The 12,956-nt window shown below is 64.5% G+C and carries 8 protein-coding genes and 1 tRNA gene; 1 reads left to right on the plus strand and 8 read right to left on the minus strand.

All coding sequences use genetic code 11. From position 1 onward, the window contains the following. Window positions 1-446: 446 nt before the first annotated feature. The 7 genes from ACIOSY_RS13040 to ACIOSY_RS13070 form a co-directional block, all read right to left on the minus strand. Window positions 447-1,826 (minus strand): hypothetical protein, encoded by a 1,380-nt coding sequence (locus ACIOSY_RS13040; RefSeq protein ID WP_400853907.1) that lies wholly within the window; start codon window positions 1,824-1,826, stop codon window positions 447-449. Further along, window positions 1,823-2,944, minus strand: a complete 1,122-nt coding sequence (locus tag ACIOSY_RS13045; protein WP_400853909.1) for a hypothetical protein — start codon at window positions 2,942-2,944, stop codon at window positions 1,823-1,825. Before ACIOSY_RS13045 ends, ACIOSY_RS13040 begins: the two co-directional genes overlap by 4 nt. Window positions 2,945-3,477: 533 nt before the next feature. Further along, window positions 3,478-5,280, minus strand: a complete 1,803-nt coding sequence (locus ACIOSY_RS13050) for a hypothetical protein (RefSeq protein WP_400853911.1) — start codon at window positions 5,278-5,280, stop codon at window positions 3,478-3,480. A 194-nt stretch (window positions 5,281-5,474) separates the two neighbouring features. Then, entirely contained in the window at window positions 5,475-6,110 is a 636-nt protein-coding gene (locus ACIOSY_RS13055) for a PIN domain-containing protein (protein ID WP_400853913.1), read from the minus strand. Window positions 6,111-6,128: 18 nt separating this feature from the next. Next, window positions 6,129-6,599: an excisionase family DNA-binding protein gene (locus ACIOSY_RS13060; protein WP_400853915.1), complete on the minus strand. Its 471-nt coding sequence runs from the start codon at window positions 6,597-6,599 to the stop codon at window positions 6,129-6,131. A 565-nt stretch (window positions 6,600-7,164) separates the two neighbouring features. Then, window positions 7,165-7,246 (minus strand) — tRNA-Tyr (locus ACIOSY_RS13065). Window positions 7,247-7,332: 86 nt separating this feature from the next. Next, a complete protein-coding gene (locus ACIOSY_RS13070) occupies window positions 7,333-8,262 on the minus strand; it encodes a PfkB family carbohydrate kinase (RefSeq protein WP_400853917.1) in 930 nt (309 codons plus the stop codon). Window positions 8,263-8,338: 76 nt separating this feature from the next. Here ACIOSY_RS13070 and ACIOSY_RS13075 point away from each other — a divergent pair, with 76 nt between their 5' ends. Further along, the gene (locus tag ACIOSY_RS13075) at window positions 8,339-8,935 is read left to right on the plus strand and encodes a hypothetical protein (protein ID WP_400853919.1); all 597 of its coding nucleotides are present in this window, start codon (window positions 8,339-8,341) and stop codon (window positions 8,933-8,935) included. 82 nt (window positions 8,936-9,017) lie between these two features. On the opposite strand, the gene rpoC is transcribed toward ACIOSY_RS13075, so the two are convergent. Next, window positions 9,018-12,893, minus strand: coding sequence for a DNA-directed RNA polymerase subunit beta' (gene rpoC, locus ACIOSY_RS13080; RefSeq protein WP_400853921.1), 3,876 nt, complete (start codon window positions 12,891-12,893; stop codon window positions 9,018-9,020). Window positions 12,894-12,956 lie beyond the last annotated feature (63 nt).

Here is a 12,956-nt window from a genome sequence, read left to right on the forward strand (position 1 = left end):
GTGGCCACGGCAGATGTCGGCTCTGGAGGAGGGGTGGGCACCCGCAGTCCTCATTAAAGAGATCGCCGGGACGGCCGTTCATTACGGCATTCTTCGAGAATTGTTCGGACCCGCGCGGATATATGGGGGGAAATGCAAGAAGCCTCCGTGCACCGGAGGCTCCTTGTTCTTCACGTTGTGGTGGGGTGTTCTCGGTTTTCCGGGAGGCCTTGAGGTTACAGGGGTCATAGACATCATGTACGCGGGCGAATCCTCTGGCGAGGCGGCGTTATTCCTCCCGGCCATCGCGCGCCTCAGCGAGATGTGCTCCCGACCTGGGCTTTCCGCCCTTCTCGAGGAACACCCGACGCATAGCAGCCGGCGTCCACCCACTGATCTCTAACCCGTCGTTCGGCACGTCGCTGCAGGCGCGAGACTGCGGAGCTCAGCAGTGGCCCCTACTTCAGCTAGCGAGCGAGTACCGCGTTATCCAGTCCGTACCCCCGCTGAACTGAGCGGATGAACGAGGGCCCACTCCCCCAACCCGTCTTCTCCGCGTCGGGGAGAAGTGGCATCGCCCATGGGGCGGATGCAATGAGGGCATCGCTGAGTGCCGCGCATCTGACGATGAGCTCGTCAACGAGAGGAATGGGACGCAGCACGACCCCGAGCCCGAGATCGGGGATCGCGGAGTTCGTCTCGAACAACGTCCATCGATCCGTCGTCATCAGACGAGCAGCGAGCGCACGGAACTTCGCGCCGGGTTCCCCCTCCACCGTCGCGAGGCGTTCCACTTCTCCGTCCTTCTCGTGCGCTGCGCGGCCGAAAGGTTCATTGTGGATGGTGTTGCGAAGCACGGAGATGATCTCCCGTATCGCGCGGTTGTCTGGGTCTTCAACCAGTTTTCTGGTCTGGAAAGGTAGCTGTGCTCGAAACGACTTTCTAGAGAAGGACGCTTCCGCTTCGGGAACCGGCGTGGTGAGCTGCGCGTTGAGTGCTCGAGCCACGGCGTCCAGCACACCTTGAAGTGCAACGACAGCTCGTTCGACGAGCTCGTCTGGAGCTTCGAACCCAATCAGTCCGTCCGGGTGCAACGAGGTGACGAGCAGACGGTCGCGCGCTGCGAGCGCGCGTTCCAGCCGGACGAGCATGGCGCGCAGCATCGAGAGCGCCCGGTCTCCGGCCGGCCTGTCCGCTACGTCGTTGAACTGGGCGTCGACGTGGGGAAGCATCGCTGTCACCTGCACCCGCTCTGCCATCCACTTCGTGATGAACTGGGCATCCTCCGGCCCAACCAACACGCGGCTACGCAGCCGCTGATGCAGCCCGATGACCGCGAGGGCATCTGACACCGTGCACGCGCTGCGCATCATCTTGCGGTGGAGCGCGAACTCATTGTCGGTGACGTAAAGGTCGGCGTCCAGAGATATTGCAGCTTGCGCGTCCAGCTCGCGGGCGCGCGCCGCGACGGGATCCAAGCCGTAGCGTTTCGCCCAGTTGAATGCCGACTCGGTGTTCTTCTGTGCGAACGGGATCGCGCGGCGCACCGCCCCGTTCTCGTGCTTCTCGATGACCCCACCCCAACCGTTGTCAATTGGTGTCTCTTCGGGCGTCACGACGGAATAGTCTCCGGACGCGAGAAGCTGGTGCTGCGCTCGGCGCCGGAGTATTAGGATGCTCACGTCAGCACGGCGGAGGAGGTCGAAGTAGCTTTCGATGTCGGGAGTCAGCGGCACGAGTGGGTCGATAACGACGCGCAAGGGCGGCAGGTCCGCATGCAGATCGAACGCACGTCGTTCGTTCGTATGTGGTCGCGCGGGCTTTCGCAGCCGTTCCCAGACGTTCATGCTCGTCCCAAGATGCAGTCAGGGAGCACTGCCGGACGGGACCGCTGCGCGATCTCTTGCCTCAGTACCCACTCGCGGATGCGGCGGAGCGCAGTGAACTCCAGAGGCGAGTTGTTGCGGATCGGAGCTCCGGACCGCGAAAGCAGCGGCGCGTCGGCGTCCATGGCCTTTGTTCCGGCGTGCACGAACGTGCTGCGCGCGTCATAACAGGCAAGAAGGCGGCGCCGCAGCACGGCAGGGTCTCGGGGCACGATGACCTCCATCGGGGTGGGTGTCTTCACTTCCCGCAACCCCGTGAACGACGACGATGCAGCCGCGAAGGTGTACGAGGGTGTGAAGTCTCGCACCGCGTGCCGCCAGAAACCCGGAGTGAGCATGCGGAGGGTGTACGTTGCGAACCGCTGGCGGAGTCTGAGGTGCTTATCGACGAGGAGCTCCTCCCGCATCGCCTCGGCTTGGGCACCGTCGAGACCAAGCCTTTCGAACACAGTGTCCCAGTGCGCCGCGTCGTTGAACGTATCCCATGTGGCTGGTTGCGCCTCGAATTGCCCAGCCAGCGTTTCCAGGCCGGCCACCAGGAGTGTGAAGGCAGTGTGCAGGTCGACATCAAAGAGTTGGGTGGCCGCGTAGTGCAGCTCGCTGGCAGCGAGGATGGGCGTGGCGTCGTCGTCGCTGAGACCAGCGATACGGGTGAGCATCGTTTCGACGAGTCGTTTCTGGTTACCCTCAATCGGGCCATTGAGCTCTCGACCGTTCAGGCCAGAAGGGATGAAATTCACGTGGTCGGCGCCGTCCATCCGGGCCACGATCTCGTCGGCGGCGACGCGGACACGTCGCCCGAGAGCGAGAGTGATCACTGCGCCGAGCTGCGTGGCAAGCGCTTGACTTCGGCGCACGTTCGCGGGCCCTCCCTCGTCAAGGAGATGCAGAACGCTCATCTGCGCCGGCATGGACCCGAACGACTCGGCGACTCGGCCGGTCGGCTCAACACGGATGATTGAGCCGTCGATGTCAAGAGCAGAGGTGGCGAGAACACGGAACGCCGCGCCTTGGGTGGCGTCGTCGGCGCTCTCATCTAGTGCGTTGAGACGTCGAAACCATTCCTGGATATGTGTCATGGCTGTCCTGATGACTTGAGCATGCTGCATTTCTACCGCGAGCGGTAGACATCGGCCACCGAGACAGGCCAGCCCACCGTCGGTGAGGGAACGTCTCGGGTCACACTGCGCCGTCGGGCATCCGCCGGCGAGTGCGTAGATTTGACTCCACCCGCCGACGATGTCATCCCGTACACGGTTCGCCCGCGAGCTGCGAACGCGGCCCCCTCGCCGCCGGGTACCCGTCGTTGAAGTCAGCGCATCGACTGCTCGCGGCCTGGGACGGTGCGCTCGAACGACGAGCATCGGCAGGACGGAAGATGCGGCCATACAAGCTGCAGGATTGACCGACGTCACACAGTTCTGGCGCTCACCTGCGCGGGGCGCCCTCGCGAACGAGCGGATATGTTAGCGCGCGAGTCCGTCACTTCAGACTCCCGGCAATCCCGCCGGGTGGGAACAGCGGCTTCCACCGAAGCCCGGTTTCACACCGCTACTAAGTGCGTCCCGCACAAACGGATGCGCCCGGGGGCCGGCCTCGGGCGCATTTACGCTCACACGATGCCCGCGTCCTGCTCCGGATCGGGGCCGCTAACAATCCGCCACCCTCGCACCAGTGACGCCCACCCGCGTTTGCGCCACGACAACGCCAGCCGGACGACCTTCACAACCACCACCACGACGTTCATGAGAACGACTCCGCCGACCACTGCGGCCAACAGCACCGATAGTTGCAGTGGAGAGTTCAACAGGTCCTGAGCGATAGCCCACCCTGTGGCATTGGGGTCCGCCTGCCGCTGCGCTGCAACAAAGTTCAGAATACTGGGCACAGCCGGCACTGCGGCGACGAAGGCGACGAAAAGGCTGACTGCAGCGAAACGGTTCGCCGTGCGGGCAGCTTTCTCGCTGGCGCGAGTGGCACCTCGCTCACCCATAATGGTCAGAGCACGAGCGATGACTTCCAGCATTCTCGGAACACCGAACGTCCCCAGAACGTGATCTGCGATATCCCTCGCACCTCCATGCAGGATGTGACCTCCCCTCGTCTCGCGCTCCAATTCCAGAGCAGCACGGTAGGTGCGGCGCACCTCTTTCGGCTTCGCGGAGACCGCAATCAGCTTCTTCTCCAGCGCCCGCAAGCGCATGAACAACAGCACGGTCCTCTCGAACAGCAACGAGTACTCGAGGTCGTCCGCCCCTGGCTCCCCTGACCGCAGTTCCACAATGAGCGCTGACCCGAGGTCCGCGTGGACGAGAGTGCCCGAGGTCGCAGCCATGCTCGGGCCGGGAACATAGTTGGAACGCTCATCAGCCGGGGTCACCGTCATCGACACCACCTGCGCCACATCCTCAGCGTGCTGCGCCTCCCATGAATCGCAACATGCACCAGCCTCAGCAATCGTGACCGGGTACACAAGCCCAGTGCCATCCTTCTTCGCCCCGATGAGCGCGAGGATGCGTTGCTCGGCGATCTCGATCCAGTCGAAGAGCGCAAGGCGTTCCTCATGGTGGATGACTCTCATACGTGTGCCGGCATCCAACTCCTCGGCCCACTCCCCACCATGCCATCGAGCGTTTTTCCCGGCGTACGGTTCAGGTATCTCGGACTTGGCGATGATGTCGGCCTCCGGCGCGATTCCCTCGATAAGGTGCGTTGTGTCAAGTCCGGCGGGAAGGGCCACTCCCACGGTGATCTGAATCGCTCCGTCCCGGTGAAGAAGAAGTCGTGGTTCAAGGACCACATGAGCCTCTTTCCCGTCCACGACGATGGTGTGGTAGCTACCGCGCATCTGCATGCGCACAAACGGCTCGTCGATGGTGATCTCCTGCGCGAACAGTTCCCGATCGACCTGGCGTTCCATGACGAGGATTTGCTGTTGTCTAACCAGCATTCTCTCGACCTCGCGGATGCTGTCCGCAAGGTCGGGGAGGTTGTCATCGTCGCCGCTCCTCGACGCGAACAGGCCGTATATCGCGGCCCCCAACAGCTGCACTACCTTAAGAGGATGGCGGATGAACAGCCTGCCCAGCGATGACCAGCTGCGTGCGTCCGACCAGGCATTGAGGCGACGAAGTTTCGCGGCGCCACGGTCCACTTTGGCGAGCTCCGGCGACAGGCGCACAACGTCTTCGGACGGCCAGGCCGCCGTCCGCGCAAGCTCCGATTTCAGCAGCTTGTGGACGGCTCGGCCGAGGACGATGGGCTTCTTCGTGGTCAACGTGTGCACGAAATAAATGGTGACGTTCCCCCAGGCGGCCTCGTGCGACCGAATTCGTGCTGGCTCTGCAGCGGACGAGCCAGGGAGAACGAACGGCGCCCGCGAACGCCTCCATCGGTTGAAGAGAGACTGCAGCATGCACACAGCCTAGAGTGCAGGCACCCGTCGTCCCGGACGGCATCCTTTCCCCCACTGCGGTGGGGGCGCGGCATACCTGGGCCGCTGGCGCGCAACCGCGAGCCTCCTCGGGTGTCCGGCACTGTGTGCCCGCGGAGCGCCCGCGGACGGGCGATTCCCAGCATCACGAACGGCAGAGCGAGGACGCGCGCACGCTATCTCGCGGACGTTCCCTCAAGGAGCAGGGTTCGCTCGTATGCTCGAAGCCCACCCGGCCCGCTGAGAGCTGCGAGATGACTTCGAACGACGCTCGCGAATCCGGGGCACTGCGCCGATTGCAGCCTGCCCGCGAGTTCCGGCGTACCTCCATCTTGCTTCAGCCAGTAGCGCATCTGCTCCTGAACCACAGCGCGCACGGCATGCGGCGCAGAGTCGTTCACGAGCAGGAAGAAGTCATCGGGATGCCACGGCTCGTAAGGGAGCTGATCCATGAGCGCGTCATCCAGCCCGAGAAAGCCGGTGTCGCAGGTCAATAGCTTGTGCGCACCGCAAGCTGCTGCGGCCGCATGCACGTGCTGGTCGTGGGTGTCAGCACCCACGAACGTCAACGCTCCGGGGAAGTCATCAACCATATGGTCTGCTGCATTGACCAGCCTTGACCGCAGGCGGGTGATCTCACCGCCGTCTGCATCAGGGTGACGACGACGATGCGCCCTTATCGTTTCCGCGAGCACGTCCTCCGAGATGTACGTGTCGAACATCCGAACTTCGCCGCCGATGAGGAATAACCAGTCACGCTGAACGCGAGATGCCAGCACATTGGCATCTACGAACACGCGCTGAACGGACATGGCTACATCACACCGGGCCTAGTCGCCCAGCTCCCGGCCGAGGTCGCGGAGGAGCTTAGCTGCGTCAGGCCGACTAGCGGACCGACGAGCTTCGCAATCCTCAACGTCGCTCCACTTCAAGCGATGGTGCGTACCAACAAGATGCGCCTGAATCGCACCCTCTCGGATCATCTTCATCAACGTTGGCCGAGAGACTCCGAGATGGTCGGCCGCGACGGTCGTAGACACCTCTTCGGGCATCGTTCGAACTTGAATCATCGCTCCCTGAGCGACTGTGTGCAGCACGTGAGATACGAACGATGAGAGGTGATCGGGCACCGCGAAATCGCCCGCACTACTCACCACCTTGAAACATAGATGCGGCTCGTCCGAAGCGGATTCCACGATCTCCGCTGCTTGCCGCTTGTGCTCCTCGTCAGGGACGAGAAGATCGCGAATGGCCAAGGTACCGGGCATCACGCCACCCCCTGAGTTTGCATGCCTAATCATTGCAGTTTTTCACTTATAAGTGCAACCCCACCCTCGAACCGCCTCGCGAGGGTCAGCTGGGACGGGTGGTTCGCGTCTCCTCTTCAGGAGCGCCCTCGCCATCAGATGGGCGATCCACTTGTCTACGGATGACAGCTCCCGGTCGTCGCTGTCGTGACGGATCAGCAGCAGGTGCTTGTCCATGACCACGCCGAACCCGACGAGGTAACGCTGCACGTCGGCCGCGGTTGGTTTCTTGATGGTTGGCGCGGTGAAGCACTCCATCCGTATCCCGGTGCGTCAGCTCGTGCGGTGCTTCCGTGAGGTTCAGCAGATCATTCGCCTTGGACAGCGCGCGCTCGGCAATCCGCGCCCGCTCAGCCCGCAGATCGATCACCCGTGCTTGGGTAGGGCAGCCATCTGCGCTCGGTCGAACGTGATCAGCATAGAGGGCGGCTTGGCCCTCCTACCGCCCTCCGCGCGCACCGCTGTGCCCGCAACTGTGCCCGCGGGACACTAAGAAGGCCCCCAGCGAATCGAGTACCGATTCAGTGGGGGCCTTACATCCGCGTCATGGTGCGGATCGTGGCGAGTGAGGGATTCGAACCCCCGAATGCTGAGCAGTCTGATTTACAGTCAGATCCCTTTGGCCGCTTGGGTAACTCGCCAGAGCGCACCCGTCCAACTTGAACAGCCAACCGGGGGCACGAGAATTCATCATACCTGCTCGGAGCGGGCGGATGAAATCGAGGGCTCAGCTGCCGTGAACCCCGCGCTCCGCCTCGGCGAGCGTCTCCGGAGTGCGCAGCAGACCGCCCTCGGCGCGGCACGTGGCGGCGGCGATATCCATCGCTCGCTGCAGCAGAATCTGCCAGCCGTCGGCCGTGGTCGGTGACGCGGCCACGAGGCCGGCAGCGACCGCGGCGAGCGTCGCATCGCCGGCACCGACCGTGTCGACGATGCGGCCCGGCAACTGAGAGATCGGCGCGGTGACGGTCGCGGCATCCGCTTCGATGATGGCGCCGTCTGCCCCGGCGGTGGCGAGCACCGCCTCGACGCCCAGACCCCGAAGACGGGCCCGCAGGGCGTCGAGGTCGCCGCCGTAGAGGAGAGCAGCGTCATCTGCGCCGACCTTGACGATCGCGGCCGCCGCCGCGAGCCGCTCGAACCCGCGCACGAACTCGTCGCGGTCGCTCAGCATGCCCGCACGAGGGTTGGGATCGATCGCCACGTGCGCGTCGCCGAGAGCATCCGCCAGAGCATCGACCTCGGCAGGAACGTCGAACGGGAAGCAACTGATCGCCACGAGCGCGGAGTCGGCGATCGCCTGTCGCGCCTCCGCGGAATAGCGGATGCTGCGCTTCTTCGCCGCCTCATTGAACACGTACTCCGGCTCGCCGCTCGCCGAACGCTGCACGACGGCGCGCGAGGAGCCGAACGGCGCAGGCCCGGCGATCAGTGCCACGCCGTGGTCGTTCAGGTACTCGCGGATGTGCGCGCCGGCTTCGTCGTCGCCGACCATCGCGATGAGAGTGGTGGGCACGCCGAGGCGCCGCAGCCCCACGGCGACGTTCAGCGCCGCACCGCCGACGAGCTCACGCACGCCGCTCGCGTCTCGGATCTCATCGATCAACGCATCGCCGATGACGACGGCGGACCCGGGGACGGCAGTGTCGATACTCACCCGCTGACACTATCGCGCCCGCCCGACACAGCGTCACCTCCATCGCCCGAAGCGCCGGGCGCGGTACCGTGACGCCATGAAGGCACGCCACCTCACCGCCGCCGCAGCCCTCGTCCTCGTCGCCGCCCTCACGGCCTGCGACCCGGGCTCATCCGGATCCGGCGACGCGAGTTCCTCGCCCAGCCCGTCGACGACGACATCATCCGATGAGACGGATACGCCCTCCCCCACGCCGTCGGCGACACCGACGACCGAGCCGATCGCGCTGCCGACCGACTGCCGGGCGATCCTCTCGGCCGACGTGCTGTCGCAGCTCGGCGATACGCCCCTCAACGACGCGGCCTTCGGCCCGTCGGGTGTCGGCGCAGACGGCACCCTGACCTGCATCTGGCGCTACCCTCAGGCCGACACGACCGGACTCATCACGAAGATCTCGTACATGAACCGCGGACCGGCGCTCGAGATGCTCAACGCCCTCGCCGACAACGACGGCTTCAGCTGCTTCACCCCCGACGGCGGCACCCGGTGCGAGAAGACCTGGGCCAACGCCCAGTACCCCGTCACCGACGGACGCACGCTGTTCTGGCGCGACGACATCCTCATCGATACCAACTACTCCAACCTCGCCCCGACCGGCTATACGGCGAGCATCATCGCGAGCGTCTTCGGCTGAACCACCCGCCCGCGGCACGTGCGCCGAGGGTATGACGAAGGCCCCGGGGCGAACCCCGGGGCCTTCGTCATTCAGTCACACCTCAGTTGTAGGTACCGGGGGTGACGTCGTCCGTTGAGAACGCGTCGAAATCGACGTAACCGAAGTCACCGTCGGCGTACGCACCGTCGGATGCGAAGATCCGGTTCGGGTAGCGCTCGCTCTTGGCTTCTTCCGTCGCCTCGACCGTGACGTTGCGGTACTTCGAGAGACCGGTTCCGGCGGGGATGAGCTTACCGATGATGACGTTCTCCTTGAGACCGACCAGCGGGTCGCGCTTGCCCTGCATCGCAGCCTCGGTGAGCACGCGGGTCGTCTCCTGGAAGGAAGCGGCCGACAGCCACGACTCCGTCGCGAGCGACGCCTTCGTGATACCCATCAGCTCCGAACGGCCCGACGCGGGGCGCTTGCCCTCGGCCACGGCCTCGCGGTTGATCGCCTGGTAGCGCTTGAGGTCGACCATCTCACCCGGGAGCAGGGTCGTGTCGGCGTGATCGACGACGGTGACCTTGCGGAGCATCTGACGGACGATGACCTCGATGTGCTTGTCGTGAATCGGCACACCCTGCGAGCGGTACACACCCTGCACGCCGTTGACGAGGTAACGCTGCACCTCGCGGGCGCCCATGACACGCATGACCTCCTTGGGGTCGAGCGTGCCCACCAGGATCGGCTGACCGACCGTGACGTGCTGCCCGTCTTCCACGAGGAGAGTCGCGCGACGCAGAACCGGGTAGATGACCGGCTCGTCACCGTTGTCGGGCGTCAGGATGACCTTCTTGGCCTTGTCCGTCTCGTCGATCGTGATGCGGCCATCGGCCTCGGCGATCGGCGACGCACCCTTGGGGGTACGAGCCTCGAAGAGCTCCTGCACACGCGGGAGACCCTGGGTGATGTCATCTGCCGACGCCGAACCACCGGTGTGGAAGGTACGCATCGTCAGCTGGGTACCGGGCTCACCGATCGACTGTGCCGCGATGATGCCGACGGCCTCGCCGATGTCGACGGTCTTACCCGTCGCCAGCGAACGGCCGTAGCACTGTGCGCAGACACCGACGGCGGAGTCGCAGGTGAGGACCGAGCGCACCTTGATGGTCTCGACACCCGCCGCGACCAGCTTGTCGATGAGCACGTCGCCCACGTCGTCACCGGCCTCGGCGAGAACCTCGCCCTTGCTGTCGACGACACCCGAGGCGAGCGTACGAGCGAACACCGAGTTCTCGACGTTCGCGTCGCGAACCAGCTCGCCCTGTGCGTTCGGAGCGGCGATCGGGAGCTCGAGGCCCTTCGACGTGCCACAGTCCTCTTCGCGGATGATGACGTCCTGCGAGACATCCACCAGACGACGGGTCAGGTAACCCGAGTCGGCGGTACGCAGAGCGGTGTCGGCCAGACCCTTACGGGTACCGTGCGTCGCGATGAAGTACTCCGCAACCGACAGACCCTCGCGGTACGAGGAGATGATCGGACGCGGGATGATCTCACCCTTGGGGTTGTTCACCAGACCACGCATACCGGCGATGTTCCGGATCTGCAGCCAGTTACCACGAGCACCCGACGACACCATGCGGTTGATGGTGTTGTCTTCCGGGAAGTTCGCCTTCATGGCGGCCTGAACCTCGTCGGTCGCCTCGGTCCAGATCTTGATCAGTTCCTGACGACGCTCGGTGTCGGTCGTGAGGCCCTTCTCGTACTGGGACTGGACCTTCGCGGCCTGCTTCTCGTAGCCGGCGACGATCTCGGCCTTGTTCGGCGGCGTGAGAATGTCGCTCAGGGCGACGGTCACACCGGAGCGCGTGGCCCAGTAGAAACCGGCATCCTTGATGCGGTCCAGCGACGCGGCCGTCTCGACCTTCGGGTACTCCTCGGCCAGCTTGTTGACGATCTGCGACAGCTTGTTCTTGTCAGCCTGCTCGCGGACGAAGGGGTAGCCCTTCGGCAGCGTGTCGTTGAAGATCGCCTGACCCAGCGACGCATCGACGAGACCGTGACGCTCGTAGTTCTCGGGGGCGTCGCCCTCGAGGAACGTCAGACCCGGGATGCGGATGCGGACCTTGGCCTGCAGGTCGAGGGTGCCCTCGTCCTTCGCCAGGATCGCCTCGCCCACCGAACCGAATGCACGGCCCTCACCGGCTGCGCCCGCCTTGACCGTGGTCAGGTGGTGCAGGCCGATGATCATGTCCTGCGAAGGCAGGGTGACCGGGCGTCCGTCGGACGGCTTCAGGATGTTGTTCGACGCGAGCATCAGCACGCGGGCCTCGGCCTGAGCCTCGACCGACAGCGGCAGGTGGACAGCCATCTGGTCACCGTCGAAGTCGGCGTTGAACGCCGCGCAGACGAGCGGGTGCAGCTGGATGGCCTTGCCCTCGACGAGCTGAGGCTCGAAGGCCTGGATGCCGAGACGGTGCAGCGTGGGCGCACGGTTCAGCAGAACCGGACGCTCGCGGATGATCTCCTCGAGCACGTCCCAGACCTCGGGACGGGTGCGCTCGACGGCACGCTTGGCGGCCTTGATGTTCTGCGAGTGACCGAGGTCGATCAGGCGCTTGATCACGAACGGCTTGAAGAGCTCCAGAGCCATCTGCTTGGGCAGACCGCACTGGTGCAGCTTCAGCTGCGGTCCGACGATGATGACCGAACGGCCCGAGTAGTCGACGCGCTTGCCGAGCAGGTTCTGACGGAAACGACCCTGCTTACCCTTCAGCATGTCGCTGAGGGACTTCAGAGCGCGGTTTCCGGTACCGGTGACCGGGCGACCACGGCGACCGTTGTCGAACAGTGCGTCGACGGCCTCCTGCAGCATGCGCTTCTCGTTGTTGACGATGATCTCGGGGGCACCGAGGTCGATCAGACGACGAAGACGGTTGTTGCGGTTGATCACGCGGCGGTACAGGTCGTTCAGGTCGGAGGTCGCGAAGCGGCCACCGTCGAGCTGCACCATCGGGCGCAGCTCCGGCGGGATCACCGGAACGACGTCGAGAACCATCGCGGCCGGGCTCATACCGGTCTCGAGGAACGAGCTGACGACCTTGAGACGCTTGATCGCACGGATCTTGCGCTGGCCCTTGCCCTCGGAGATCTGAAGGCGCAGGTTCTCGGCTTCGGCCGCGAGGTCGAACGCCGCGAGGCGACGCTGGATCGACTCGGCGCCCATGTAAGCCTCGAAGTACTGACCGAAACGGTCCTGCAGCTCGTGGAAGACGTCGTCTTCCGGACGCAGTGCGCCGACCTCGAGGGTGCGGAAGTCTTCCCACACGCGCTCGAGCTTGGCGATCGCCTCGTCGGCACCCTTGCGGATGAGCGACATCTCCTTCTCGGCGGCGTCCTTGACCTTCTTCTTGGCGTCGGCCTTGGCACCCTCGGCCTCGAGAGCAGCGAGCTCCTCTTCGAGGCGTGCGAGGCGCTCCGCGATCTTCGAGTCGCGACGGTCGCTGAGCGTCTTCAGCTCGAGGCGGATGTTGTTCTCCTGCGTGCCCAGGTCGCGGTGACGAGCATCCTCGTCGACCGAGATGACCATGTAGGCAGCGAAGTAGATGACCTTCTCGAGGTCCTTCGGCGCCATGTCGAGCAGGTAGCCGAGGCGCGAGGGAACACCCTTGAAGTACCAGATGTGGGTGACGGGAGCGGCGAGCTCGATGTGACCCATGCGCTCACGACGGACGGAGCTCTTGGTGACCTCCACGCCGCAGCGCTCGCAGACGATGCCCTTGAAGCGGACACGCTTGTACTTGCCGCAGGCGCACTCCCAGTCGCGGGAAGGTCCGAAGATCTGCTCTCCGAAGAGACCGTCCTTCTCGGGCTTCAGGGTGCGGTAGTTGATGGTTTCGGGCTTCTTGACCTCACCGAACGACCACGCGCGGATGTGGTCCGCGGTTGCCAGGCCGATGCGAAGCTCATCGAAAGTATTTGACTCGAGCACTAATTCTCCTGTGTCGGAATTCTTTTTGAGAAGTCTGCTTCGGCGGGCTCAGGGAGTGATCCC

This window comes from Microbacterium sp. NPDC087665 (genome assembly GCF_044743285.1).
Classification (GTDB): Bacteria; Actinomycetota; Actinomycetes; order Actinomycetales; family Microbacteriaceae; genus Microbacterium.

Excerpts from the sequence above, each read along its gene's own strand:
- ACIOSY_RS13045 (WP_400853909.1), bottom strand. The coding sequence starts at position 2,944 with ATGACACATATCCAGGAATGGTTTCGACGTCTCAACGCACTAGATGAG.
- ACIOSY_RS13055 (WP_400853913.1), bottom strand. The coding sequence starts at position 6,110 with ATGTCCGTTCAGCGCGTGTTCGTAGATGCCAATGTGCTGGCATCTCGC.
- ACIOSY_RS13050 (WP_400853911.1), bottom strand. The coding sequence starts at position 5,280 with ATGCTGCAGTCTCTCTTCAACCGATGGAGGCGTTCGCGGGCGCCGTTC.
- ACIOSY_RS13060 (WP_400853915.1), bottom strand. The coding sequence starts at position 6,599 with ATGATTAGGCATGCAAACTCAGGGGGTGGCGTGATGCCCGGTACCTTG.
- ACIOSY_RS13075 (WP_400853919.1), top strand. The coding sequence starts at position 8,339 with ATGAAGGCACGCCACCTCACCGCCGCCGCAGCCCTCGTCCTCGTCGCC.
- ACIOSY_RS13040 (WP_400853907.1), bottom strand. The coding sequence starts at position 1,826 with ATGAACGTCTGGGAACGGCTGCGAAAGCCCGCGCGACCACATACGAAC.